The organism is Nitrosomonas sp. Is37 (assembly GCF_033063275.1).
In the GTDB taxonomy this organism is placed as follows: Bacteria; Pseudomonadota; Gammaproteobacteria; order Burkholderiales; family Nitrosomonadaceae; genus Nitrosomonas.
Map to the genome: position 1 here is coordinate 1 of NZ_JAWJYP010000022.1, position 24,091 is coordinate 24,091.

The 24,091-nt window shown below is 43.9% G+C and carries 26 protein-coding genes; 12 read left to right on the forward strand and 14 right to left on the reverse strand.

Going from position 1 to position 24,091, the window contains the following annotated elements:
* Nucleotides 1–102: 102 nt before the first annotated feature.
* Nucleotides 103–618: a CNP1-like family protein gene (locus tag R2Q26_RS10740; RefSeq protein ID WP_317536270.1), complete on the reverse strand. Its 516-nt coding sequence runs from the start codon at nt 616–618 to the stop codon at nt 103–105.
* A 415-nt stretch (nt 619–1,033) separates the two neighbouring features.
* On the reverse strand, nt 1,034–1,939 hold the full coding sequence (locus R2Q26_RS10745; RefSeq protein ID WP_317536271.1) for a DMT family transporter: 906 nt from the start codon (nt 1,937–1,939) through the stop codon (nt 1,034–1,036).
* 151 nt (nt 1,940–2,090) lie between these two features.
* Here R2Q26_RS10745 and dapC point away from each other — a divergent pair, with 151 nt between their 5' ends.
* Nucleotides 2,091–3,281, forward strand: coding sequence for a succinyldiaminopimelate transaminase (gene dapC / locus R2Q26_RS10750; protein WP_317536272.1), 1,191 nt, complete (start codon nt 2,091–2,093; stop codon nt 3,279–3,281).
* Nucleotides 3,282–3,307: 26 nt separating this feature from the next.
* Nucleotides 3,308–4,129, forward strand: a complete 822-nt coding sequence (gene dapD / locus R2Q26_RS10755; RefSeq protein ID WP_317536273.1) for a 2,3,4,5-tetrahydropyridine-2,6-dicarboxylate N-succinyltransferase — start codon at nt 3,308–3,310, stop codon at nt 4,127–4,129.
* Nucleotides 4,130–4,220: 91 nt separating this feature from the next.
* Here dapD and R2Q26_RS10760 read toward each other — a convergent pair whose 3' ends face one another.
* Both R2Q26_RS10760 and miaA read right to left on the reverse strand, forming a co-directional pair.
* Nucleotides 4,221–4,571 carry a BON domain-containing protein gene (locus tag R2Q26_RS10760; RefSeq protein ID WP_317536274.1) on the reverse strand — a complete coding sequence of 117 codons (351 nt, stop codon included), beginning with the start codon at nt 4,569–4,571 and terminating at the stop codon, nt 4,221–4,223.
* Between the two features lie 67 nt (nt 4,572–4,638).
* On the reverse strand, nt 4,639–5,601 hold the full coding sequence (gene miaA / locus R2Q26_RS10765) for a tRNA (adenosine(37)-N6)-dimethylallyltransferase MiaA (RefSeq protein ID WP_317536275.1): 963 nt from the start codon (nt 5,599–5,601) through the stop codon (nt 4,639–4,641).
* Between the two features lie 196 nt (nt 5,602–5,797).
* On the opposite strand from miaA, the gene R2Q26_RS10770 reads away from it, so the two are divergent.
* Both R2Q26_RS10770 and ybaL read left to right on the forward strand, forming a co-directional pair.
* Nucleotides 5,798–5,989, forward strand: coding sequence for a twin transmembrane helix small protein (locus R2Q26_RS10770; protein WP_090568439.1), 192 nt, complete (start codon nt 5,798–5,800; stop codon nt 5,987–5,989).
* Between the two features lie 376 nt (nt 5,990–6,365).
* The gene (gene ybaL, locus R2Q26_RS10775) at nt 6,366–8,060 is read left to right on the forward strand and encodes a YbaL family putative K(+) efflux transporter (protein ID WP_317536276.1); all 1,695 of its coding nucleotides are present in this window, start codon (nt 6,366–6,368) and stop codon (nt 8,058–8,060) included.
* A gap of 132 nt (nt 8,061–8,192) precedes the next feature.
* Here the strand turns inward: ybaL and R2Q26_RS10780 are convergent, their stop codons facing one another.
* Nucleotides 8,193–8,387, reverse strand: a complete 195-nt coding sequence (locus R2Q26_RS10780) for a YbdD/YjiX family protein (RefSeq protein WP_317536277.1) — start codon at nt 8,385–8,387, stop codon at nt 8,193–8,195.
* 31 nt (nt 8,388–8,418) lie between these two features.
* Complete coding sequence (locus R2Q26_RS10785; protein WP_317536278.1) at nt 8,419–10,461, reverse strand: carbon starvation CstA family protein; 2,043 nt, start codon at nt 10,459–10,461, stop codon at nt 8,419–8,421.
* 483 nt (nt 10,462–10,944) lie between these two features.
* On the opposite strand from R2Q26_RS10785, the gene R2Q26_RS10790 reads away from it, so the two are divergent.
* Together R2Q26_RS10790 and R2Q26_RS10795 are read left to right on the forward strand one after the other, a co-directional pair.
* Nucleotides 10,945–11,223 (forward strand): type I restriction-modification system subunit M N-terminal domain-containing protein, encoded by a 279-nt coding sequence (locus tag R2Q26_RS10790; protein WP_317536279.1) that lies wholly within the window; start codon nt 10,945–10,947, stop codon nt 11,221–11,223.
* Nucleotides 11,171–11,629, forward strand: a complete 459-nt coding sequence (locus tag R2Q26_RS10795; protein ID WP_317536280.1) for an N-6 DNA methylase — start codon at nt 11,171–11,173, stop codon at nt 11,627–11,629. The genes R2Q26_RS10790 and R2Q26_RS10795 overlap by 53 nt, the downstream gene beginning before the upstream one ends.
* Before the next feature lie 38 nt (nt 11,630–11,667).
* Here the strand turns inward: R2Q26_RS10795 and R2Q26_RS10800 are convergent, their stop codons facing one another.
* The 8 genes from R2Q26_RS10800 to R2Q26_RS10835 all read right to left on the reverse strand — a co-directional run bounded on the left by R2Q26_RS10800 (nt 11,668) and on the right by R2Q26_RS10835 (nt 16,100).
* Entirely contained in the window at nt 11,668–12,093 is a 426-nt protein-coding gene (locus tag R2Q26_RS10800) for a hypothetical protein (RefSeq protein ID WP_317536281.1), read from the reverse strand.
* A gap of 37 nt (nt 12,094–12,130) precedes the next feature.
* Nucleotides 12,131–13,276, reverse strand: coding sequence for an HNH endonuclease (locus R2Q26_RS10805; RefSeq protein WP_317536282.1), 1,146 nt, complete (start codon nt 13,274–13,276; stop codon nt 12,131–12,133).
* Nucleotides 13,277–13,328: 52 nt separating this feature from the next.
* Complete coding sequence (locus tag R2Q26_RS10810) at nt 13,329–14,114, reverse strand: hypothetical protein (protein WP_317536283.1); 786 nt, start codon at nt 14,112–14,114, stop codon at nt 13,329–13,331.
* A gap of 106 nt (nt 14,115–14,220) precedes the next feature.
* The gene (locus R2Q26_RS10815; RefSeq protein ID WP_317536284.1) at nt 14,221–14,502 is read right to left on the reverse strand and encodes a hypothetical protein; all 282 of its coding nucleotides are present in this window, start codon (nt 14,500–14,502) and stop codon (nt 14,221–14,223) included.
* Nucleotides 14,503–14,614: 112 nt separating this feature from the next.
* Nucleotides 14,615–14,923: a hypothetical protein gene (locus R2Q26_RS10820; protein ID WP_317536285.1), complete on the reverse strand. Its 309-nt coding sequence runs from the start codon at nt 14,921–14,923 to the stop codon at nt 14,615–14,617.
* A complete protein-coding gene (locus R2Q26_RS10825; RefSeq protein ID WP_317536286.1) occupies nt 14,914–15,057 on the reverse strand; it encodes a hypothetical protein in 144 nt (47 codons plus the stop codon). Before R2Q26_RS10825 ends, R2Q26_RS10820 begins: the two co-directional genes overlap by 10 nt.
* Before the next feature lie 120 nt (nt 15,058–15,177).
* Nucleotides 15,178–15,534, reverse strand: coding sequence for a hypothetical protein (locus R2Q26_RS10830; protein ID WP_317536287.1), 357 nt, complete (start codon nt 15,532–15,534; stop codon nt 15,178–15,180).
* 140 nt (nt 15,535–15,674) lie between these two features.
* On the reverse strand, nt 15,675–16,100 hold the full coding sequence (locus tag R2Q26_RS10835; protein ID WP_317536288.1) for a hypothetical protein: 426 nt from the start codon (nt 16,098–16,100) through the stop codon (nt 15,675–15,677).
* A gap of 591 nt (nt 16,101–16,691) precedes the next feature.
* Here R2Q26_RS10835 and R2Q26_RS10840 point away from each other — a divergent pair.
* The 6 genes from R2Q26_RS10840 to R2Q26_RS10865 all read left to right on the forward strand — a co-directional run bounded on the left by R2Q26_RS10840 (nt 16,692) and on the right by R2Q26_RS10865 (nt 24,072).
* On the forward strand, nt 16,692–17,258 hold the full coding sequence (locus tag R2Q26_RS10840; protein ID WP_317536289.1) for an aminodeoxychorismate/anthranilate synthase component II: 567 nt from the start codon (nt 16,692–16,694) through the stop codon (nt 17,256–17,258).
* 39 nt (nt 17,259–17,297) lie between these two features.
* Nucleotides 17,298–18,323, forward strand: a complete 1,026-nt coding sequence (trpD, locus tag R2Q26_RS10845) for an anthranilate phosphoribosyltransferase (protein WP_317536290.1) — start codon at nt 17,298–17,300, stop codon at nt 18,321–18,323.
* A gap of 9 nt (nt 18,324–18,332) precedes the next feature.
* On the forward strand, nt 18,333–19,226 hold the full coding sequence (locus R2Q26_RS10850) for an indole-3-glycerol phosphate synthase TrpC (RefSeq protein WP_317536291.1): 894 nt from the start codon (nt 18,333–18,335) through the stop codon (nt 19,224–19,226).
* A 446-nt stretch (nt 19,227–19,672) separates the two neighbouring features.
* A complete protein-coding gene (locus R2Q26_RS10855) occupies nt 19,673–20,614 on the forward strand; it encodes a PstS family phosphate ABC transporter substrate-binding protein (protein ID WP_317536292.1) in 942 nt (313 codons plus the stop codon).
* Nucleotides 20,615–20,955: 341 nt separating this feature from the next.
* A complete protein-coding gene (locus R2Q26_RS10860) occupies nt 20,956–22,677 on the forward strand; it encodes an OprO/OprP family phosphate-selective porin (RefSeq protein ID WP_317536293.1) in 1,722 nt (573 codons plus the stop codon).
* 375 nt (nt 22,678–23,052) lie between these two features.
* Complete coding sequence (locus R2Q26_RS10865; protein WP_317536294.1) at nt 23,053–24,072, forward strand: PstS family phosphate ABC transporter substrate-binding protein; 1,020 nt, start codon at nt 23,053–23,055, stop codon at nt 24,070–24,072.
* The last annotated feature ends 19 nt before the right edge of the window (nt 24,073–24,091 follow it).

Consider the following 24,091-nt stretch of genomic DNA (forward strand, 5'->3'; position numbering starts at 1 on the left):
AACCATCGGCAGCATACTGCCGCTCTTCTCAGCATATGAATGCGGAAATTACTTCCTGAATTCAGGGTATGGACGTATTTAAATGCAGAATGCTCTAGCTTTTTATCGAAGAGCTTTCGGATGAGCTCCTGCTTTTAACGCCTGAATAGCTTCCTCTGGCGATCCGACAATAAGGCCTCGTGGGCAGAAATAATATTTAGCAAGTTCACGTTGAGCGTAATCTTGCGTAACATTTTGGAGCATTTGCCATTCGGAAACTCGCGGTTGTACCCAGGTTCTGTCATTGCGACCCAAAGCATAGCGTTTCTTTTCCCTTGTCTCACAGCGTATCCCTTCAAAAGTTGCATTTTCTGCGCCTTGCGCTGATTTCACTACCAGGCTATATCGAATGACCCCATCTTTTTCCACAGAGATAGATGCAGCATCTACGAAGTAGCGGTGAGTACTGGTAGGACCAACATTGAATTCCAGCAGGTTGCCGGCTTGGGGATAGGGGGGTAATTGTGTTTGCAGCTCCGCCCAGTCTTTGCCACGATCAAATTTATCTATAAATTTTTCTTTAGTTATACATGCTGTGAAAAATAAGACGCAAAGTATAGGAAGAAGAATTTTTTTCATTTAGCTATGTTTGATTAGATCCTTGAGCAAAGGCATCCTGTATTTCAGCATCAAATATTGCAATTATCGCTTGATAGACAGAATGATCATTACCCATACCGTGAATTGTAGTATCAAAGAAATGATCGAATAATACGCATGATATTACAAGTCAATACCATTTATGGTACATGATTGCAATATTCTTATTATTTAGAAATTAAAATCAACGCGTGGGCGCGTAGATTAAATTTATAATAGCAAATATTCAGGCTAATCTGTGCTTCGGAGGCGAGTGAACGCCTTTCTCCTTGTTATTCCATTTCTAAATCAAACCTGACTTTGTCAGCTTTGCCTTGCCGTATTATTTATACTGTCTGCGGCTCGCCTTCGCATCATTTTTGATTTGGAAATGGAATTAATATGATTACTGACATCATGGCTGCTGAGATACAGGCCCTACATAATTAATATGTGCAGAAAAAAGACTTGCCGAGATAATCATTAAACTACCTATCCACTCTTTAGGCGTCATTGTTTCATTTGCAAGATAGTATGAAGCAATGGCAGCAACGATCAACTCGAATAACATAATAACAATAGCCTGATTTGCCGGAATATGGGTTAAACCATATTGTAAGACTATACTCAGGAAGAAGATTATTAATCCCAGCACTAGCAAAAGTACCCAGATGTCTGTGGAGATGTCAGAGATTAATGGGAGGGATTCCATTCTCCAGGTTGCAAAAAATCCAATTAACGTGACACCTAACCATATTGCCATTGATTTTAATTGAATATTGTGCACTTGATTTTTACGAATCAGTACGTTGGCAAGCGCAAACATAATGCCACCTAATAACCCCATCCAGTCACCATACGAGGTAGGCAAAGGAAAGTCATTTCCTGGCTGCCATAACATTGTCATTGCGCCGATTAGAGATAGTAGAATGACCCAGTACCCAAGTAAGCTCAATTTTTCACTAAGCAGAACCCGTGCAAATAGAATTGTCCATAATGGTGCCAGATAAAATAGAAGTAAAACTCGCATAACTTCACCATGAATGATTCCCAGAACATAGGCAGTGTTCGCCAAACCTGAGCACACGCCAATCCAGACGAGTAGATAGACTGCTTTATCCAAGAAATTGAATGTTCGAACTTGTTTTCGGAATAACACAAGTCCAATTAATAAGGCAATAAAGTAAGTGAGGGTAGTAGAAGCTTCCCCCCTGATTCCAGCCTGCTCCAGTAAACGAAAGGGGTACCAAGCTACTCCCCAAAAAGTCGCACCAATGAGCAAAGCGGTGATCGGTACGATATTTTTTTGTTTGGTCAACATGAGGATTGCCCTTTATAATGGATAATTTTTATCAAATAAAGCATGTAAAAAGTAGTCTGCTAAAAAAATTGCTGTAGTTTAAGTGTAGAGAGCATTTGAGAAACATGCGCTCGCTTATACCTACTTTTGGCCTTACCATTAATATAGCAAAATGAATCCAACGCTGAACAACCTGCAGCCTTACCCTTTCCAGAAACTTTCAAAATTATTGGATGGAATCACGCCTAATCCATCGCTAACTCCCATTCATTTGCACATTGGTGAGCCTAAACATCCAACACCTAATTTCATTTGTCAGGAGCTAATTAATAATCTTGACGGCTTGGCACATTATCCCACAACCATGGGTGCAAAGTGGTTACGGACGAGCATTGCTACCTGGCTAATGCAACGTTATCGATTGACAGCCATTGATCCAGATACAGAAGTGATTCCGGTCAATGGCAGTCGTGAAGCTTTGTTTTCATTTGCTCAGGCTGTTATTGATGCCCATACAGCACAACCTCCGGTTGTAGTGTGCTCAAATCCTTTTTATCAGATTTACGAAGGCGCTGCCTTATTGGCGGGAGCAACTCCTTACTTTCTCAATACCCTAGCTAAAAATAATTTTGCATTGGATTATACGCAGCTAACGGCTGATATCTGGTCACGTACGCAACTTGTCTACGTCTGTTCGCCAAATAATCCTACCGGTAGGGTAATGACTATGGATGAATGGCAACAGTTATTTGCACTATCTGATCGTTATGGATTTGTCATCGCCTCAGATGAATGTTATTCAGAAATTTATTTTGATGAGGATCATCCCCCGTTAGGCGCTTTAGAAGCAGCTCACCAGCTTGGTCGAAATGGGTTTCCTCGGTTAGTCGTGTTCAGTAGTTTATCCAAGCGTTCCAACGTGCCTGGGATGCGTTCCGGTTTTGTGGCAGGGGATGCTGCTATTCTGAAAAAATTTTTGCTGTATCGCACTTATCATGGCAGCGCTATGAATCCAGTGGTGCAGGCCGCCAGTAAGGTTGCCTGGGCTGATGAGCAGCATGTGATCGAAAATCGCCGCATGTATCGGGAAAAATTCAATAAGGCCATGATTATCCTGGCAGAACATCTGCCGATTACTATGCCCGATGCCGCTTTCTATTTCTGGGTAAAAACACCCATCAGTGATGTTGAATTCACCCAAAAGTTATATCGCGATTATAATGTCAATGTTTTGCCGGGCAGTTACCTTGCACGTGAAGCCCACGGTGTTAATCCAGGTGAAAATTTCGTACGCATAGCATTGGTCGCACCATTAGCTGAATGTGTGGAAGCAATGGAAAGAATAAAAGATTGTTGTATCTGAATTGATTAAACGTTTTAAGGAATATCATGGAACAATTGCAAGCCATAATTGAAGAAGCTTTCGAGCGGCGTGCTGAGATTACACCGCGTAATGTCGAAGCAAACCTCAAAGAGTCAATTGCGCACGTCATTAATCTGCTTGATAACGGTAAGTTACGTGTTGCTGAAAAAATTGGCGGTGAATGGGTGACGCACCAGTGGATCAAAAAAGCAGTGTTATTATCTTTCCGGATAGAAGATAACGCTTTCATAAAAGGTGGTTTCTCTAATTACTTTGACAAAATTCCATCCAAATTTGCGGATTATAGTTCTAGAGATTTTCGTGATGGGGGTTTTCGGGTGGTACCGCCTGCTGCAGTTCGTAGAGGTTCATTTATCGCTAACAATGTAGTGTTGATGCCTTCTTATGTTAATATCGGCGCCTATGTTGATGAGGGCACTATGGTTGATACCTGGGCGACTGTGGGTTCTTGTGCTCAGATTGGTAAGAATGTGCATTTATCAGGGGGGGTAGGCATTGGTGGCGTACTGGAACCTGTGCAGGCCAATCCGACAATCATTGAGGATAATTGTTTTATTGGCGCGCGCTCCGAAATTGTCGAAGGGGTGATAGTTGGGGAAAACTCTGTCATTTCAATGGGGGTTTATATTGGCCAGAGCACTAAGATATACCACCGGGAAACAGGGGAAATCACTTACGGCCGAATACCGCCAGGTTCAGTGGTGGTATCAGGAAGCCTGCCTTCAGAGAACAAGCAATATAGCCTTTATTGTGCGGTGATTGTAAAACAGGTTGATGCTAAAACTCGTTCCAAAACAGGAATTAATGAGTTGTTGCGGGGAATTTAACTGTAATCGGAGTCTAGGCCGTATCAAACAAACCCCGGAGCTTCTCCGGGGTGGTAAGTATTATTTTTTTATTATTTCTTATATTTAGAGTTTATTGGCTTGCTGCTGATTGACTGTTCTTCGCGCGGATTTGATTACTAACCTTTTTGACCCCTTCAACCAACCACGCTTGCATAATGATCTGATCGACTTGGGCCTGATTGTCAACTAGACCACTTATCGATACTTCGCCGTTTCTTACCTCAATATTGAGAGCTAGATTTTTCACATCTGCATTAGCTGATAGCTTTGATTTAATATTGTTGGAAATAGCATTATCATCGTATTGAGGCCCCTCAGCGGGTACTACCCAGGATTCATGCACTTTTTCTGAATTACCACAGCCCGGTATGGCCAAAATGCTAAAAAGTATTCCAATTAGAATCCATAATTTATTGCGCATTTCTATATTATCTCCTTAAAATTAAAGTTAGCTTAAATTTAAATAAGGGGGAAGAAAACCTTGAGTGTCAATTAGTTACAAGATCTCTAGTTTGCAAGTATGCGATCACTTGCTGGGATAAATTTTCTGCAAGACAGTCGAATTCCTGTAATTCTGTCATTGCTCGTAACCAGGTCAATTGACGTTTTGCTAATTGCCGCGTAGCCGCAACCCCCATATCCCTCATTGTAGTGAGGCTAATGAAATTGTCCAGATACATGTATACCTGCCGATAACCGACACAGCGCATGGAAGGAGTTTCTGCATTTACACAAAATTGATCACGGATAGTGCGTACCTCATCAATCAATCCCATTTCTATCATTTTGTCGAAACGGAAAAGAATACGCTCATGCAAAATTTTCCGGTCAGCTGGCAGGAGCGCGATGCTGATCAGGCTATAAGGAAGCGGTGTACTTTTCTGTTGCGATAGTATTTCTGACATAGGTCTGTCAGTGAGATAGTATACTTCTAGTGCCCGTTGGATGCGTTGGCTATCATGAGGCTTGACGCGTTCTGCGGTGATTGGATCAAACTGCTTCAACATGCGATGCATTTCTGGCCAGCCTTTCTTTGCAGCAGCTATTTCAATCTTCCTCCGAATATTTTCATCTGCGGAAGGGAGTTCAGAGAGACCCTCTTTCAAGGCTTTGAAATAAAGCATGGTGCCACCTACTAATAGAGGTATTTTCCCTCTTGCTGTGATTTCATCCATTTTTGTGAGCGCATCTTGGCGGAATTGTGCGGCAGAATAATGCTCGTCTGGGTTAATTAAATCAATCAGATGATGAGGTACTGCAGCCAGGGCATACTGATCAGGCTTAGCGCTGCCGATATTCATTTTCCGATAAACCTGAGCTGAATCCACGCTGATGATTTCAACTGGAAAATATTGGGCAATTTCCATGGCTACATTCGATTTTCCGCTAGCTGTCGGCCCCATTAGAAGAATAGCAGGCGGAAATTCTGTTATGTTGTGCTTACTCAACATGTTGTTCTGAAAAAATTGAAGGAGTTAGCAAAATATCGAGAAACTATCTAAAAATTACTAGATCAATCATATGTTATGGTAATCAGTTACAATATATAAGCAGAGTCGCAACTAAACGGGATGAAACACATAAAGTCATTGAGTGCTTAAGCTTGATGATCACTTAATTTAATTCCAACAATAACAGGAATAAAAATTGAAGATCTTTGCTATTTTACTATTGCTGATAATACTTTACAGTCTTGGATCCGCACTTTACTACATGCTTAAAGATAATGGGCAGGGCACGCGTATGGTCAAATCATTAACAATACGTATTGCTCTGTCTCTGGTGCTTTTCGTTGTCATGATGATAACAACTTATATTAATTATATTTATAAAGGTTGAGTATTTTGATTACCCTTAAATCTGGGTAAAGCTGACAGCGAAAGATGAAAATCATCCTTTTCTTGTGCGCGATAGCCATAGCTGGGGCCGGTGCAGCATGTCTAAAATATCGCTGCAAATCGCTAGAATGATTTTCTAGAGCTTCAGAATTATCTGAAGCAGACAAAATTATCTCAAAGAAGATATCAGTAAAAGCGTGATGAGCTGAAGCATTAATCAAAATTAAATGCCCAGCCCTAAGGCGTTTCCTGATGAAGGGCATCTTATTGCCTGTTATTTATGCGTGTTGCTTCATTCCAGGAATGAATTGAAATACTTGACCCCATTTGCTTCCATAAATTGAAATAATTTAATAAAACCATCAATTTTTTCAAGAATGCCACACAGCACAATTCTAATTATGACTATTGCAGTCAGTCTCGGCCTGGCGCTGATTATGGGGATTGTTGCTCAACGATTAAAACTCCCTGTTTTAATAGGCTACCTACTGGCCGGCATGATCATTGGCCCTCATTCACCTGGGTTTGTGGCAGATATCGAGTTATCAAATCAACTGGCAGAAATCGGCGTCATTCTGCTGATGTTTGGTGTTGGATTGCATTTTTCGCTAGATGACTTGCTGGCAGTTCGACACATTGCGCTGCCAGGCGCAATTGTACAGATTGTAGTGGCAACTGCCTTGGGAGCCACAATTGCGATGAGTTGGGGCTGGGATATAGCTGCAGGTATTGTATTTGGTTTGGCGCTGTCAGTTGCTAGCACAGTTGTGCTCTTGCGTGCATTGGAGCAGCACGGATTGCTTAAATCGATCAATGGCAGAATAGCAGTTGGCTGGCTAATCGTTGAAGATTTAGTCGTTGTGCTGGCTCTTGTATTACTGCCGCCACTCTCCGTTGGTTTAGGAGGTGACACTAGCTCAGTTGCAAGTACGCAATTATTTATGACACTCATCATCACCTTAGCTAAGGTGTCAGCATTCATAGCATTCATGCTTATCGTGGGGAAAAGGCTTTTTCCATGGCTGCTTTGGCATGTTGCTAGCACCAAATCGAACGAGTTGTTCACGCTATGCGTTATCGCCGTTGCAGTGGGAATTGCGTATGGAGCAGCAATACTGTTTGATGTTTCCTTTGCGCTCGGTGCGTTTTTCTCCGGCATGGTGATGCGGGAGTCTAGTTTGAGCCATCGTGCCGCTCAGGAATCTTTACCGCTCAGAGACGCTTTTTCCGTGCTGTTTTTTGTGTCCGTAGGCATGTTGTTTGATCCGCATATTTTGATCGAGGAGCCGCTACACGTGCTTGTTGTAGTTGCGATCATTATGCTGGGAAAATCGCTGGCCGCCTTTATACTCGTGCTCATTTTTCGCTATCCACTTAATACAGCTCTCACGGTGTCGGTCAGTCTCGCGCAAATCGGGGAGCTCTCATTTATTCTTGCTTCGCTTGGCTTGTCTCTAGGGCTTCTTCCGCTTGAGGGATATAACCTGATATTAGTAGGGGCTTTTATTTCTATTACGCTTAATCCATTGATATTTCAATCAGCTGAGCCCATTCAGAACTGGATCCGTGCTCGTTCCCGACTCGCCCGCAGATTGGAGCGTTCAGTTGATCCGTTGGCAGAATTACCGCTGGCAGTTGCATCCAATTACGTGACAAATCATGTGGTAATTGTTGGTTATGGAGCTGTGGGGAAGCGTATAGGTGAAATTTTGGCCAAGAAAGGAATCCATTTTGTCGTGGTGGATCATAATCGCGAAGTCGTTGAGCGCTTACGTAAGCAGGGTATCCATGCTGTAGCGGGTGATGCCACTGATCCGGCTGTTTTGATCCAGGCGCACATCGCTCGCGCCAGCGTATTGATTATCACCGCTGCTGATGCGTTGCGGATACAACAAATGGTCGAAACCACCCACATCCTGAATCCGCAGGCTGAGATCCTAATCAGCACGCATGATGTAGAAGATGCTGCACGACTACAAAAAGAAAACGCAGGGACAATATTTCTGGATGAACAGGAGCTTGCAAATAATATTACCCATCATGTGCTGAAAAAGCTGGAAAGCCATAAATAGGAATCCCCAAAAGCATCTTTGGTATAAAACCGGTAAATACTGTTATTGAGGTTCCAGAAATACGAGTTTTGGGAGCGTCTCACCTGCATTATGACTGAGTTTGGTAAGACGCCCAGTTTTCAATAGACGGGGTTAACAGCAGCGGCTGATTTTGCCACCATAACGCGCTTCCTGCCGCTCACGGAAGAATGCTTCATAAGACATGATTGCCTTATCAGGATGCGCCTCTTTCATATGCGCAACATATACGTCGTATTCAGGCACACCGATCATTAATCGCATGCTTTGCCCTAAATAACTCCCAGCCCGGATAATTTTGTTTAACATGATGAAAAACCTCTATTTAGTAAGTTTAAAATTAATAAGGATTGACAGGAGATAATTCGACACGCGCTACTCTGCGTGCAAGCAGGATAGTTCTAAAGCCAAAAAACAACATACTGATCAGTATGCACATGAACATAGCTGCGAGCCCAGCGTCCAGGTAATCGTTAAAAATCACCTGTTGCATCTGGGAAGTTGATTTAGCAGGAGCAAGCAGATTCCCTAAACTGAGCGCCTCCTCATATGAGGTTGCATGGGCTAGGAAACCAATTCGGGGATTGTCATTAAATATCTTATGCCATGCAGCAGTTAAGGTCGTGCAGGCAATCCAAACGGTAGGGACAATGGTGATCCATGCGTACCGGTCGCGTTGCATTTTGAACAGAATGCAGGTACACAAAATGAGCGCAATGCAAGCGAGCATCTGGTTAGTGATACCGAATAGCGGCCATAAAGTATTGATGCCGCCTAATGGATCGATGACCCCTTGGTATAGGAAATACCCCCAACCACTGACACATAAAGTTGTGGCAATGAGATTTGCGACAATAGAATCGGTGCGTTTCATGGCAGGTACAAAAGTACCGAGCAGATCTTGCAACATGAATCGTCCAGCACGGGTACCTGCATCGACTGCTGTCAGGATAAAGAGTGCTTCAAACAGAATCGCGAAGTGATACCAAAATGCCATCATTGCCTGTCCGCCGATAAAGTTAGACAGAATTTGGGCCATGCCGACAGCCAAAGTGGGGGCCCCACCAGTACGTGAGATGATGGTATTTTCACCCACATCTTTGGCAGTTTGGGTCAGCATTTCCGGTGTAAGATAAAAGCCCCATTGCGAAATGGTTTGAGCAGCAGACTCAGCTGTGCTACCAATCAGTGCTGCCGGACTATTCATTGCAAAATAGATCCCTGGTTCGATGATTGAAGCAGCAACCAGAGCCATAATCGCGACAAATGACTCCATCAGCATGGCGCCATAGCCAATGAAACGGGCATCTTTCTCATTTTTAATCATTTTGGGTGTCGTACCCGATGAGATTAATGAATGAAAACCCGAGACAGCACCGCATGCGATAGTGATAAAGAGGAAGGGAAACAAGCTGCCAGACCAGACTGGGCCCGTTCCATCAACAAATTGTGTGAAAGCCGGCATTTTAAGCTCTGGCGAAATAGCCAGCACACCCATAGCTAGCCCGACTATCGTTCCGATCTTGAGAAAAGTCGAGAGATAATCGCGCGGTGCCAGCAATAGCCAGATCGGCAGCACCGAAGCGATTGCGCCATACGCAATCAACATCCAGGTGAGTTGGACGCCATTAAAGGTAAATAAAGCTGCCAGCTCAGGATTTTCCTGAATGGATTGCCCACCGACAATCGCGAGCATGAGCAGAATGAAGCCGAGCAATGAAACCTCACCAATTTGTCCTGGGCGGATATAACGTGCATAAATACCCATAAAAAATGCAATGGGAATGGTCGCGGCCACAGTAAAGGTTCCCCAAGGTGACTCCGCCAGCGCCTTGACCACAATCAATGCCAATACCGCCAGCAGAATCAGCATGATAAAAAAGGTGCCGACCAACGCGATCATACCGGGGATGGGCCCAAGCTCAGATTTAATCATGTCACCGAGCGAGCGGCCATCGCGCCGCATCGACATAAATAACACGATGAAATCCTGCACGGCACCAGCCACAACCACGCCTATCAGCAACCACAGTAAACCGGGTAAATAACCCATCTGGGCAGCCAGAATTGGCCCAACCAAAGGTCCAGCACCGGCAATTGCAGCAAAATGATGGCCAAACAACACGTACTTATTGGTCGGCACATAATCCAGTCCATCATTAAATTTATGCGCAGGCGTCATGCGCTCAGAATCAAGTCCCAATACACGCCGTGAAATAAACAAGCTGTAATAGCGATAGCCAATCAGGTGAACACAAACAGCTGCAATCACAATCCAGATAGCGTTAATGGATTCGCCTTGCTGCAGGGCAATGACGCCAAAAGAAAAGGCACCTGCAATGGCTAATACCAACCAGCCAGTATGCTTAATAAGATGATTCATAATTCTTCCCTATAGATAATAGTTACGATTGACTTGAAATGTGATGCTTATCCTATTTTTTAATTTTACTTTACTGATAGGTCATAAGAATATTGTGAAACTACATTGCTAGATAACTAATTCCATTTCTAAATCAAAACTGACTTTGTCGGCTTCTCCTTGCCGTATTACTTATACTGTCTGCGGCTCGCCTTCGCGTCATTTTTGATTTGGAAATGGAATAAGCTGGCTATTTCACAGATAGAACGCACATTTCAGCATACCATTTATATAAACACCGTTCGGCCTGAGCTCGTCGAAGGCCGTTATTTGGTGGTTCGACAATCTCACCGCGAGTGGTAAAAGTTTTACGGGAATGATCTCCGATAGGGAATGATGGATGGAAATAGTTTAAGAATAATCCATAGGGGTTTGAATAACGCTATCCCTTATGAAATACTTGGCGGATTTCAATCTTTCAAAGAACCATCAGATAGCTGATTCATGACTCCAGCAGCACTCAAACAACTCGAAAACGATCTCTGGTCGGCAGCCGACAATCTGCGCGCCAATTCCGATCTTAAGTCCAGTGAATATTCCACACCGGTACTTGGGCTGATTTTTCTCAAGTTCGCTGACAACAAATACCGGCAGCATGAGGAGAAAATTCTGGCTGAATACACTGCGCTCAAAGGCACGCGCCGGGAAAAATCCCTCTCCGAGATTGCCATTGAGCAATGCGGTTTCTACTTGCCGGATCACGCGCGAGACCAAACAGGCTAACATTTACTACGAGGATCCTTACGACAGCTTCGGGAAATTCGATTATGTGCTGGCTAATCCTCCATTCGACATCGATGACGTGAGCTTGTCGCGCGTGGAAGGAGACACACGTTTCAACACCTACCGCATTCCGCGCACTAAAAACAAGGCGAAGGATCAGGGCAAGGAAACGGTGCCGAATGCCAACTACCTGTGGATCAATCTGTTCGCCACTTCACTCAAGCCCGACGGTCCAGTGGCAGTGGCCATGGCCAATTCGGCCTCCGATGCGCGCTATTCGGAAGTAGACATCCACCGCACATTGATTGAGCAGAATCTGATTTATGGCATGCTCACGCTGCCATCCAACATGTTCTACATGGTTACCTTGCTGGTAACACTGTGTTTTTTCGACAGGGCTAAGTAGGAAGAGCGCATCCTGTTGAACGTATAGTTAGGTGCGTATTAAGCCAACCTAGTACCGAAACGATAGTCTTTAGGAGAAAGCCGATTCTTTTCAGCGAATGCCTGCTTATATGCAGATACATCCCACAGCCATGCTTCTTGAATTTGATAGTACCGATCATACAGGACCCAAATCAAATAGTCCCATTCATAGTTTTTGGCCTTCGGAACAAGAGTCACAAAACTGCCCGGCTTGCCACTGGGGCGATTTGCCTTGATTTGATATCTAAAGCCATTGTGGATGAAGTCGTGACCTTTTTGGACTGCAGTTTTACCTTGCGCACCTGCCGACAAATCTTCAATGCTCATGCCAAGGAGCAGCGCCGCATCATATTCCGATATTGCAGACGTGATAGACGGGCAAACTCCAAAGGACTGTTCCCATTCAAGAGCCGCGTCTACTAGTTGCTGCCGGAGATTCTTCATGAGCACCTAGCAATCCGCTGGAGCGCAGTGTTAGCTTTCATCTGAAAATATGCGCGCGATGAAAAGCCAAATACTTTCTGTGCTCAGGCTCAACTCGCTTCAAGCGCATATAGGAAGTAACGCCCAAAGCGCAAGCATCCTCTACCGTGAGTCGTTTTGATATAAGAATCTTTCCGTCATCATTAAAACTAACGTACCCAGAGTCGAAGCATGCATCAAGTGCTGGAGACAGCAACAGGCCGTTGTAGAGATTTAGGCGCTCCTCCAACGTAGCCTTAGCCCAAGGTTTGATGTGGGACGCGCGAAGCAGTGCCGCTTCTCCACAACCCGTAACCGCGCAAGCTGACCAGTAGCTGATTAGACTCTCCCGGAATCTGCCTTGGCCAATTCGCGCTTTGACAATGGCCTCACGTTCTGTAGACGGAAGGCTCAGATAATCCTGAACATTGGCAAGTTTGTTCTCATGCTCCATCTGGGCAGCCAGCATCCACGCGAACGAGTGAGCGTCAAGCAAAGTCACTTCACTTGCAAGACTCTCGGCAAGCATAGCCTTGAGTTCTCCGATTAGAGCAACATAGATCGAGTAGTTTTCCCAGGAGCATCGGTGGCTGGTCTTGAAGTCGGCCCCCAAGTGTTCAAATGCTCGGTCGAAGAAAGTAGGCGCGATTGGAAGGTACTTTGAACGGTCTTTCAGGAAGAACAAATAGGCTAGAAGCGGATAGGTTTTCCCAAAAAAGCTGACCAACTCAGCAAATGATTCTTCGTCTTGCTCCTCGCGGTAGAGCTTGAACAAGCATTCTTCGATTTTTGCCAATTTAGCTTGCTGGTTCTTGGCCTCATAAAGTGGCTGGTGTGGCCGAGCTTCTTTGCCAAAGCGCCCCTTCCACGGCACAAGGTTGCTCTTGGGTATTTCAATGGCCCCAATGACGGCTTCAACTATGTCGCCGGTTCCAATGTCGGATTGTTTCCAAGCTTGAAACGCTAGGGCATCTCGCCCTGCATGGTGAATCTCGTACTTGTAGCCCTCTTGCTCCTCGGTGTATGGATTCGATGCAAAGGAGACGAAGGCGAGACCGGAGTGTTCTTCAACGAAACTTCTAAATGCTTCAAGCTGTTGTTGAAACAGGTAAGGATCTATGTGCGGCCCATCGATTGCCATTAAAGTCTCCGTGGAAGCTAACACCAGAATAAGCCGCCAAATTTGGAGCGGCAGCGGAAAATTTGGTCGGCTTGATTCACTTGTTATATTCCTCCATAAACTCCTTTTTTATGAAATCTATAACCTTCTCCTCAGCTCCAATTCCCCTAAGTTTATCAAGCGCAAGAACCAACCGTTCTTTAGTTTCTTCTTCGCTAAAATCCAGATTTGATTCGCCCTTTAAGTCAAAGCTGGTTTGCCCGGCTATTGCTCCGAGCTCCTTAATCTGGTCTCGTGAATGAAAGTCTATCTTAGACTTTACCTTTTCGCGTGCTTCTGAGAGCCAGCTGATTGAATCATTAACTGTACGAGATAAGAATTCGAAAAATCTTTTAGCATTGGGTGGGTACAGCAAGTCAATATCTGAAGAAAAGATTTTTTGCTCTCCGAGTTCATTCAAATATGAATTGATGCTTGCCTCCAACACCGCCCTATAGCATTCAAAGGTTATGTATTCTTCGTTGTCTTTTGAACTTTCATAAAATATTTGCGGCATCCATTGAGCCGCTCTTTCAAGAAGCTCTTTATCAAGGTGCCCAACGCCTTTGTTTCGCACATGTCCAATAAACTCTAATTCCCGACGTAATGCTCTAGTTTTGGAGATAAATTCTCGATCCCAGTCAACTTGCACAACGTTTAAAGTATCTCTCAAGTTGTGAAGTGAGACAAAAACATTGCGCGTATTCCTGAATTTTTGGACCAGACTTTCTTTGTCCGAAATTGGCTCTTGAAGAGCCTTGTCATAGCAGACTAGGTCGTGCAGCAAGATTGTAAGACGAATAAAATCTGCCTTTTCTGGGATATCATATTTATTCTTGCTCAAAAGTCTCACCGTACCTTCATAATATAATGCCTCCGTTTACCAGGCCACGGCGAACGACTTCAATTTCACCAAACCGCGTGGCCCACAGCCTCGGTGCAACGGATTATTATGCATCTACCTTCTTCGGTTCATCTGGAAAACGAATAAAGTTCAGGAATTGTTTCCCAAGCGGCGAGATCACGGAATCGAGAGGATCATTGATCTGTTTGTGATTTAGCAACCCCTTCCTTACCAACTCGGAGTAGACCTGACTCATCACCTCGCGGTGATCTCGGAACTCCGGAAATGCTCGTTCTTCGATTCCTGACCGCTTTGCTCCAAGTTCGAGGAACAGGGGGACCGCCACGCCTTCATATTGGTCGTAATCTTCATCCACGATGTCTTGCACTTCGATTCCATTTTCGGCGCACCATGTCTTAGGATCTTCGCAGAAGGAGAGGTATCGCACGTGCAGGGTGCTCAAGGTATCAACGTACTTGAGAAAGAAGTCATGGACATCGTTAGCGCGTGCTGGAAGCTAATGCCGCATTCAAAAGAAGATGGCGCAACGCTGTCAGTTTGGCTGAGTCTGTATCTGTAGACACCCTTTGCAGGATTTCCGTTACAAGGTCGTGAAACGAACTATTGTCTTTGAGGTCATCCAGTGCCAGCCCTCGGTTTTCTTCCAGCCATACAAGTGCATCTGCCACTTCAGCCATCCATTCCCGTTGCCTTTTCTCAAGGGGATTTCCAACTATCTCGTTGAGAATCTCCACCGCAGCGGAACCGGCGAATGGAATGGTACCCAAGCCGGCCCGTGCTACAACCATGGCTCGATCGCCCCACGACTTTTTGGGGATTGTGAGTTTCTTATTCTTCGCCATGTGAATCCTGATGCATAACGTGAAGTAACCGGCGGACCATAGGCGAGCGAACGCCCGCCGCAAGAAAAGGTGTCAGTCATTGAGTAGTGCATGAAGTGCATTTATCCCAGATTTTCCATTAGGAAAATTTTCTAATGGAAGCTGATGCTTCAGCTGGAGGCAAAATGCATAGCATTTTGACGGTCTGCTGCAAGCATTTGTCAGCCTTGAACTGCCTCGAGTTCACCTCCAAACTCATAGATTTCACCACCTTCGTGCAGTTCTCCTGAAATCTCAATGTATTGGCCTATTTCCTTGTGTTTAATACGAAACACAATGTCCCATGGATCGCTCGCTCGCGTTCCATTGCTACTTGCATATACGTTTTGCGCCAAATACGACCCGTCCGGCTGAAGCAAAGCCGGTTCTCCTGACTCTGCCACCCATCGTCCGTGCTCCGACGTCACTGAAGCGAGAGAAAAACCTATTTCGCTCTCACGAATAATGAATGCAATGATTTCCACGTGTGCGATTAGGTCGTCGTAATAGAGCTTGCCAGAATATTGTTTTGGTTTCATATGATTTGTTTTGGATAACGACAAAGCTCACCCGACCGCGCCTATCCACGAAACCTGAAAACACAAAATAGCCTCCGGGAGCGGGTCGAGTGGAGCGCTATGTTAGGCCCACATTTCGCAAAATTCATCAGTCATGACGGTTAGTTTTCATCAATAATTACCGCTTCATCTATACCATTTGCATACGGACTTTTGAGTGCATGTTCGCATGCTTCTATCACAAATTTATCAACTCCAGCTCGAAAATCAAATAAGATTTTCTTGGCATGGATTGTTTTTTGGTTTGCTTTCAAAAATTCAATGATCTGATTTGCTAATTGGTTCGCATCATTTAAATCTCTTACATAGCGGCGGGGGACGATACTAATCGGAGCTTTGGGATACAAGCTGCCTGATTCATCAGCTCGGTTTGACTGCCTTGAAAAATTTTCTATAGCATCTCTGTCAATTCCAAAACTTTCACCATATAGATTAAGCATAGCGAAGCCCGTCTCGGCAAATGTCAAAATATGGTATTCGCCGCTTTTTGCAGATTCAGGCGCACTTCGTGTTTTGATGATTCTCATAATACTTTATGTCGTGTAATGGCCTAACTAGTAATTATATGGTTTCCGTGTATCTACCATATTTAAGAATAAGAAACAACAAAGTTGTGATATTAGTCCAATTTGCTAACTGTATATCATCCTAAATAAAACGGTATACAGTTTTGGAGATCATGACATTGCAAGCTATCTCATATTATCTGGACAGGGTATTCAGAGATTCATTGAATAAAATTGATTGACTGTTTTGACCGGAAACGGCCATTTCAATGATGGCAATTGTCAGTTCCTACTCAATTCTATTTTTGAATACGTCAGATTAAATACAAACTGTTCCAAGTAAATCATTCAAATGCAACCTTTCCCGTTCGCGATGTGCTTGTCGAATCGTTAAGCAACTAACATTGGTCTTCGGCAGTTCGGCAGTTCGGCAAGCTCACTACTCACAACTCAGGCTGAACGGCGTCTTTGTAAATGTTACGCTGGAACGGTCTGCTAGCATGGGGTATTTAGCCAGTTGATGATTGATTCTGTGCTAAAATCAATATTTTGTAAGCTCATCTGATGCTCGCAAGTTTCCAATACTATTACTTGGTACCATTGATATAAAAAATGCTGCTGATGATCGACAATTACGATTCTTTCACCTATAACCTGGTGCAATATTTTGGTGAGCTGGGTGAGGAAGTCGAGGTTTTTCGTAATGATGAAATAACACTGGAAAGTATTAAAAAGCTTCATCCTGACAAGATTGTCATTTCCCCAGGTCCCTGTACTCCTAATGAAGCTGGGATTTCCTTGTCATTGCTTAGAGATTACGGTGGGCAGATTCCGACGCTTGGTGTATGCCTGGGTCACCAGAGCATCGGTCAGGCATTCGGTGGTCGGATTGTTCACGCTAAACAGCTCATGCATGGTAAAACCTCGCAGATTTTTCATCATGATGTCGGCGTATTTCGTGGTTTGCCCAATCCGTTTATAGCGACGCGCTATCATTCTCTTGTGATTGAGCGTGAAAGTTTGCCGGATTGCCTGGAGATTACTGCCTGGACTGAAGATGGTGAAATCATGGGGGTACGCCATAAGACACTGCCTATCGAGGGGGTGCAGTTTCATCCGGAGTCGATTTTGAGCGAGCATGGGCACCAATTACTCAGAAATTTTCTGGTTGGCGGGTAACAATCAGATATCTAATTCTTTCATAAAGCCATTTAATCTGTGAATCCACAAGCGATATTGGCTCGCCTGATCGAGCAGCGGGAAATTCCATATGATGACATGCTGACACTGATGCGGCAGATCATGCTTGGTGAAATGTCGCCGCTATTGATTGCTGCCATCATTGCAGGGTTGCGGGTAAAAAAAGAAACTATCGAAGAAATTGCTGCCGCAGCCCAAGTGATGCGTGAATTTGCTACCCGAGTTGACGTGTCGAATTTGACTCATTTGGTCGATACTTGTGGAACAGGTGGAGATGCTTCCCATACCTTCAATGTATCAACTGCATCAACTTTTGTTGCTGCTGCAGCGGGCGCACAGGTGGCCAAACATGGTGGGCGTTCAGTATCCAGTAAATCGGGCAGCGCGGATGTGCTCGAAGCCGTCGGGGTCAATCTGAATCAAACACCTCAGCAAATTGCTCAGTCTATTGATCAAATCGGTGTCGGTTTCATGTTTGCGCCTAATTTTCATCATGCGATGAAGCATGCTGCCCCCGTTCGGCGTGAATTGGGGGTACGCACATTATTCAATATTCTGGGGCCACTTACTAATCCTGCCGGTGCCAAAAATCAGTTATTAGGCGTATTTGACGCGAGGCTAGTCAGTATCATTGCGCGTGTGCTACAACGCCTGGGTAGTCATCACGTTATGGTCGTACACGGTTATGATGGTCTGGATGAGATCACGATTACCGGGGAAACAAGAGTGGGTGAGCTTAAGCAAGGTGAAATTTATGAATATACGATCCAGCCAGAGGATTTTGGTATTGCCAGTGCACCGATTGAAACCATTAAAGTAACCGATCTAGCCCATGCCAAAGAAATGCTGTTAGCTGTGCTGGATAATCAGTTCGGACCAGCGAGAGACATTGTTTTATTGAACGCAGGCGCAGCCATTTATGTAGCAGGAATCACAGCATCGCTTGCCGAGGGAATCGAAAAAGCCCGTAGCGTTCTCGCAAGTGGTGCAGCCATGAAAAAAATGCAGGATTTAATCGCATTTTCCCATCATCAAAGTAGTTAGGATTCAAGCATGTCTGATATTCTGAATAAAATTCTTACCGTTAAAGTTCAGGAAATAGCCGCTGCCAGAGCATCAAAGCCGTTAGCGGCGATAGAGGCAGAGTCTCAAGCAGCGACTGCACCGCGTGATTTTGTTGGCGCTATTCGCACCAAAATTGATCAGGGATTACCTGCTGTGATCGCTGAAATAAAACAGGCGAGTCCAAGCAAAGGATTGTTGCGCGGGCGGGTAAAGTCAGCGACAACACCTTCTAATTTGACTATGGGAAATACACTTGGTACTGAGATCGAGGGGTTTGATCCGGCAGAGATTGCGGCAAGTTATGCTAGGTATGGCGCTGCTTGCCTGTCCATTTTGACAGATAGACAATTCTTCATGGGGAGCGCAGATTATCTAAAACAGGCGCGTATGGCCTGTGAGCTACCGGTGTTGCGCAAAGATTTCATTTTGGATGATTATCAGGTATTCGAATCCCGTGCCATGGGTGCGGATTGTATTTTGTTGATTGTTTCCGCTTTTCTGCTGTTTCCTTATCCAAATGAAAAGCATGCAGCCGATCCACTTGCACGTATGCATCAACTCGAGTTTCTTGCGCATTCACTTGGGATGGCAGTATTGGTTGAAGTGCACGATGCTGATGAACTAGAACTTGCCCTGCAACTGACTACACCGCTGATTGGTATTAACAATCGCAATTTACGTACTTTTGAGACGCGCCTGGATACGACCTTGCAGTTGCTAGAACAAATTCCAGCGGAGAAAATCGTCGTTACTGAGAGTGGTATCAAAACACGTGATGACGTCGCTTTAATGCAGGCGCATCAGGTGAATACGTTTTTAGTAGGGGAAACATTCATGCGCGCGGACGATCCTGGAGTAGAGTTGGAATGCCTGTTTTTCTAAGCTAGGTTTGCTTAAGTGGTTCACATGTTTTGTGCCGATCAAGAAATGTGAGCAACATACTATTTTGTCGGTGCACTCTGCCGGATAGGGATCTGTGAAGGTGAGAACTGAAGTCATTCCATCGCTAAATCAAATCTGACTTTGTCGGCTTCTCCTAGCCGTATTATTTATACTGCCTGCGGCTTGCTTCCGCGCCATTTTTGATTTGAAAATAGAATAACTCCCTTTGATTGGACAATCTAAGAAACAATCTAATAAATAAATTAAGCTTTAGAGTAGCTTGTCACAATTCTGCAATATTCATCAACTAGTATTCGTTACTCATTTAATTTTGCCCAGGCGATATCATTAATTTGCAGAGCTAATTACACACGGAGGAATCCACTTTGAAATCACATATACTCAAAATTATCCCTTTCGTTATAGTCTTAACTACGGCGATCACTATGAATAGTCAAGTCAATGCCAGTCCAACTGTAACGATTGATGGTTCTAGTACTGTTTATCCTATTACAGAAGCGGTTGCAGAAGATTTTCAGAAAGCTAAAAAAGGCGGGGTTAGGGTAACAGTAGGAATATCGGGGACAGGAGGTGGTTTTAAGAAATTTTGTCGAGGAGAAATTGATATCGTCAATGCTTCGAGACCGATCCAGCATTCTGAAATGGAAGCTTGCAAAGCAGCGGGTGTTCAGTATATAGAAATGCCCATTGCGTTTGATGCCTTAACAGTAGCAATTAATCCCCATAATACATGGAGCAAAACGATAACAGTTGCCGAGTTGAAAAAGATATGGGAGCCATCGGCACAGGGGAAAATAACCAAGTGGAATCAAGTTAATCCAGCATGGCCTAATGAAAAAATCAAGTTATTTGGCGCAGGTGCGGATTCTGGTACATTCGATTATTTTACAGAAGCAATTGTTGGCAAGGCAAAATCGAGTCGTGGTGATTTTACGGCTTCTGAGGATGATAACGTGCTCGTACAAGGTATAGCAACTGATAAGTACAGTCTTGGTTTCTTTGGTTTTGCTTATTATATTGAGAACAAGAAGAAAGTAAATGCTGCTGCGATAGATAATGGTAAGGGTGGTGTTATTCCTTCAGCAGAAACAGTAGAAAATGGAAGCTATCAACCTTTATCCCGCCCAATCTTTATCTATGTAAACGCCAAGGCAGCAGATAAGTCCGAAGTGAATGAATTGGTAGATTTTTACATGAAAAATGCACCTGCTCTTGTAAAAGAAGTCAAATACTTTCCTCTGCCGGCAGAGGTTTATCAGTTGAACTTGGATCACCTTAAGCAAAGAAAAGTGGGTACCGTTTTTGGTGGCGAGAGCAAATTAGATCTCAGAATTGATGAAGTGGTAAAACTAGAAAGACGATTATAGAAAAAATAACCTCCGGTTTTGCCGGAGGTTATTTTGATTTGTTTCTCAATTGTCGATAGCAGGGCTTAAAAGCTTGTTTTCTCAGGCACTATCCTCCGTGTGATTTGTACTATATCCAGGCCACACCTTTATTCAGATCTCCTCTAGCCTATTTTATCTTTCCAGTTGAATTCTCTTCATTGAGAACGATTTTCAATTCTTTAGATTCTAGCAAATTTACTGACTTGCTAAGCCTCATTAAAGAAATGTCATATATGTCATGAAATTGTAATAATGTCATAAAACTGTAATACTATTTTATTACCATGCTGCCCTTAAGGATACCTCATTAAGGACAGAACATGAAAATATTCAAACATGCTCTAGCATTCTCTTTTGCTTTGAGTGCCGGAGTTATTTCAGATGCAATTGCGTTGGAGCTTTATGTTGATACCGAGACCAAGCAAATTTTTGCTGAGCCAGGACCTGGCCGGGTACTTTTAGGTACTTTCGTAAAAGCTGAGGATATACCTCCAAAAACAGAAACACCGAAAGTACTACCAGCACCATCGCAGACTTCAGCAGAATCATCGAGAAAAACTGAGTCGGCTGAATTAGCTCCAATCCGCAAGAACCAAACGACGGAAGTGGCAGATAAAGCTGCGAATGAGAGTCTTGCCAACCAGGTTTCGGTACTTGAAGAACGCGTTAAGGAAGTCGAGAAAGTCCACATGGATTTTGATGATCGAGGTTTGCATTTTAAAACCAAGGACGGTAATTTCTCATTTGCAGTAAATGGACGTATCCAGCCTGCTGCAGAATACAATTTTATCAATGAACCCAATCCTCCTATTGGTAGCAATACACCCAATGAGTTGAATAGTGGCGCAACTATCCGCCGTGCACGTCTTGGTGTTGAAGGTACTTTCTTTAAAGTATGGGATTATAAATTGGAGTACGATTTTAGCCGTGGCAATGGCACGGTAGCAGCCGGGATTACTGATGCTTTTGTACGATTTAATCACACCGATGCATTGTCATACAAAATTGGTTCATTCAAAGAACCGTTCAGCTTGGAAGAAGCTGCCAGTAACCGTTTTTTAACTTTTATTGAACGCCATATGGCAGTTAACTCTTTCATTGATAATCCTAATGTATATAAAACTGGTATTGGTGTCAATTATGCGGTTCCGCGCTGGCAGACTGGGATCGCTTTTCAAACAGAACCTATTGGTGCGGGGAATTCGGCTAATACCTCGGTTAACGCCAACGGTAATCAGAACCGCAATAATGGCTCTGGTGACACCGGCTGGACAGCTATCGGTCGTATAACAGGCAGGCCGTGGATGGAAGATGACACCAAATTCTTGCACGTAGGTATCTCTGCAGGACACACTACGGTCAATACGCAGTTCCGAGCTGACGGCACTATGGTTGGAGAGGGATCAACTAGCGGCGGCGGCGGTATGTCATTTGTTGGATTCCTTGGAACAAACGTAGATCGTACCAATGTTCTGAATACCGGAAACCTGAGTAATGGTGCACTAACCGATCCAAATCGCCGCCAGATCACCAGTTTCGATCGCTATGGGGCAGAATCCTGGTTAGTTTATGGTCCATTTGCAGCACAAGCTGAATTTTTACGTACCAATATCAATGGTGTCGGTTATGACAATGAGCATTTGACTGGCTACTACGGTTTTGTAAGCTACTTCCTGACCGGTGAATCCAAAGCTTACCATGTCAGAAACGGTGCAGCAAACCGGATTAAGCCCAAGAAACCATTTCACTGGAATCTTTCAGGCTTGGGTGCATGGGAGGTCGCTGCTGGCTATGATTTTATTGACATGAACTCGGGTGTAATTAGAGGTGGTCGAGCTTCAATGTTCAGATTTGCCTTAAATTGGTATCCTCATTCGAATGTCAAACTTCAGAACAATATGGTCTATTTGCTAGATATCGACACATCTGGAACTCCAACTACAGATACTCGAGGCTACTCCGGCGGTGCAGGCGCACGAACCCACGGATGGGATAATGGTAGTTTTGCAGCATTCCTATCACAGATTACAGTCGATTTTTAACCGAGTGTAAAGAAAACAAGATGTTAAGGTTTTCCACACGCCGAGAATAGAGGGCTATTTCCTGAATTCTCGGCAGTGTAATGAGGAATAGGAGTGTTCTGAATCTAAACCGGCAATTTATTGTGCAGTGAGCTGGTAATAGTGATGATATATATAAACTCTAATGTTTCCAAAGCTATATCGCACTTATTCGCATTTATTTAAAAAAACCAGTTTCTGATTGATGAAGAGTATAGTAATTTATGTTCTGATCGATCAGAAACAAGCGGATATGATCAAAGTCTAGAAATATGTATTAACATTCTTATACACATAGTACCGAAACTGCTCTAAGGTAAGCTACTCTAAGCGGTATCTCAAACAAAGGAGGATAAAATGTTACAAGTACACACTCTTAAAGTGCTGAGTATGTTTATCTTAATGAGTGCCTTAATCGGTGCTGCCGATATTGTGAGTGCTCAGTCAATTATCAAAATAGATGGCTCCAGCACCGTTTATCCCATTACCAAAGCACTAGCAAAGAATTTCCAGGTAGCTAAAAAAGATATTGTCAAAGTGATGGTCAATATCTCAAGTAGCGGCAGTGGCTTCAACAAATTCTGCCGCGGTGAAATAGATATCGTGAATGCTTCCCGCCCTATCCTGGAAAATGAAATGGCAGAGTGCAAAAACTCCCGCGTGAAATTCGTAGAGATACCCGTTGCTTTTGATGCAATAACCGTGGCTGTTAATTCGGATAACAATTGGAGTACAACCATGACTGTCGCACAATTGAAGAAAATATGGGAACCAATTGCCCAGGGCAGAATTACCAAATGGAATCAGATAAACCCGGCATGGCCAAATGAAGATTTCAAACTTTTTGGAGCTGATTCAGCATCTGGCACTTTTGATTACTTTACCAAGGCTATCGTTGGCAAGTCAAAATTAAGCCGTGGCGATTATGTTGAATCCGAGGATGACAACGTATTAGTGGAGGGGGTGGCAAACAACAAGAATGGATTGGGTTTCTTCGGTTTTCACTATTACATCGAGAATCAGGATAAAGTTAAAGCCGTTGCGATAGATAGCGGTAATGGTAGTGTTTTGCCATCTGTTGAAACAGTTGAGAGCGGAAGTTACCAACCTCTATCCCGTCCTATTTTTATTTATGTAAGTATCAAGGCAGCAGAGAAACCTGAAGTGAGAGAGTTTGTTGAGTTTTATATGAAGAATGCTCTTCTTCAGGTGAAAAAAGCCAAATCCTTCCCATTACCACCGTCAGCCTACCGAACCATGTTAGAGCACTTCAATAATAAAAGATCGGGAACTGTATTTAATGGCAGGCCAGCAATCGGCCTTACGATTGATGATTTGATCAGACGCGAGGGTCGTACGGAATTCGAGCATTATTAAGATAGTCATCAGAACAAAT

Bases quoted from the DNA above. Each gene is read 5' to 3' on its own strand.
- R2Q26_RS10740 (WP_317536270.1), bottom strand. From the start codon at position 618: ATGAAAAAAATTCTTCTTCCTATACTTTGCGTCTTATTTTTCACAGCA.
- R2Q26_RS10745 (WP_317536271.1), bottom strand. From the start codon at position 1,939: ATGTTGACCAAACAAAAAAATATCGTACCGATCACCGCTTTGCTCATT.
- dapC (WP_317536272.1), top strand. From the start codon at position 2,091: ATGAATCCAACGCTGAACAACCTGCAGCCTTACCCTTTCCAGAAACTT.
- dapD (WP_317536273.1), top strand. From the start codon at position 3,308: ATGGAACAATTGCAAGCCATAATTGAAGAAGCTTTCGAGCGGCGTGCT.
- R2Q26_RS10760 (WP_317536274.1), bottom strand. From the start codon at position 4,571: ATGCGCAATAAATTATGGATTCTAATTGGAATACTTTTTAGCATTTTG.
- miaA (WP_317536275.1), bottom strand. From the start codon at position 5,601: ATGTTGAGTAAGCACAACATAACAGAATTTCCGCCTGCTATTCTTCTA.
- ybaL (WP_317536276.1), top strand. From the start codon at position 6,366: ATGCCACACAGCACAATTCTAATTATGACTATTGCAGTCAGTCTCGGC.
- R2Q26_RS10780 (WP_317536277.1), bottom strand. From the start codon at position 8,387: ATGTTAAACAAAATTATCCGGGCTGGGAGTTATTTAGGGCAAAGCATG.
- R2Q26_RS10785 (WP_317536278.1), bottom strand. From the start codon at position 10,461: ATGAATCATCTTATTAAGCATACTGGCTGGTTGGTATTAGCCATTGCA.
- R2Q26_RS10790 (WP_317536279.1), top strand. From the start codon at position 10,945: ATGACTCCAGCAGCACTCAAACAACTCGAAAACGATCTCTGGTCGGCA.
- R2Q26_RS10800 (WP_317536281.1), bottom strand. From the start codon at position 12,093: ATGAAGAATCTCCGGCAGCAACTAGTAGACGCGGCTCTTGAATGGGAA.
- R2Q26_RS10820 (WP_317536285.1), bottom strand. From the start codon at position 14,923: ATGGTTGTAGCACGGGCCGGCTTGGGTACCATTCCATTCGCCGGTTCC.
- R2Q26_RS10825 (WP_317536286.1), bottom strand. From the start codon at position 15,057: ATGACTGACACCTTTTCTTGCGGCGGGCGTTCGCTCGCCTATGGTCCG.
- R2Q26_RS10830 (WP_317536287.1), bottom strand. From the start codon at position 15,534: ATGAAACCAAAACAATATTCTGGCAAGCTCTATTACGACGACCTAATC.
- R2Q26_RS10835 (WP_317536288.1), bottom strand. From the start codon at position 16,100: ATGAGAATCATCAAAACACGAAGTGCGCCTGAATCTGCAAAAAGCGGC.
- R2Q26_RS10840 (WP_317536289.1), top strand. From the start codon at position 16,692: ATGCTGCTGATGATCGACAATTACGATTCTTTCACCTATAACCTGGTG.
- R2Q26_RS10850 (WP_317536291.1), top strand. From the start codon at position 18,333: ATGTCTGATATTCTGAATAAAATTCTTACCGTTAAAGTTCAGGAAATA.
- R2Q26_RS10855 (WP_317536292.1), top strand. From the start codon at position 19,673: ATGAATAGTCAAGTCAATGCCAGTCCAACTGTAACGATTGATGGTTCT.
- R2Q26_RS10860 (WP_317536293.1), top strand. From the start codon at position 20,956: ATGAAAATATTCAAACATGCTCTAGCATTCTCTTTTGCTTTGAGTGCC.
- R2Q26_RS10865 (WP_317536294.1), top strand. From the start codon at position 23,053: ATGTTACAAGTACACACTCTTAAAGTGCTGAGTATGTTTATCTTAATG.